Source organism: Frankia gtarii, from assembly GCF_025403375.1.
Taxonomy (GTDB): Bacteria; Actinomycetota; Actinomycetes; order Frankiales; family Frankiaceae; genus Frankia; species Frankia gtarii.
Genome location: NZ_JAMPTM010000641.1, coordinates 1 through 400, shown reverse-complemented (window position 1 = coordinate 400; position 400 = coordinate 1). Strand labels below are relative to the sequence as shown.

Annotated in this window: 1 protein-coding gene; it reads right to left on the bottom strand. The window is 68.0% G+C overall.

Annotation, left to right across the window (positions count from 1 at the left end; translation table 11 throughout):
• Positions 1 to 134 (bottom strand): DUF5703 family protein (locus NBZ83_RS32710; protein WP_261576576.1); only part of this gene is annotated, 134 nt, incomplete at its 3' end.
• Positions 135 to 400: the final 266 nt, after the last annotated feature.

Genomic DNA, 400 nt, shown 5'->3' with positions numbered 1-400 from the left:
TCCGGGAACAGCCGCAGGCGCTCCAGCTCCCAGTCGCCGAACTCGGCGTGCATCGTCAGGATCTGGACGGCCGCCCGGCGGTCCGTGCCCGGCGGCATGTACAGCTTCTGGTATTCCAGCTCGACCCCAGCCAAAGCGACCTGACCTCGACGTAGTGGACGATTCGACGTTGTGAACGGTGGGACGTTGTGAACGGTGGGGCGTTACCGGCGGTGGGGGGTTACCGGCGGTGGGAGGTCGCGGACGGTGCCTCGCCGCGGGCCGGGCACGTCACGTGGATGGGCGGATATCCCGTCAAGGTGGGGGCAGGGTCACCGTACGGTCCGACCACGTTAACCCTCCCGGTACCTCCCGCATGTGTCTGCGGCGGGGTGGGGGCCCGGTTGTTACAGGTTCGTAC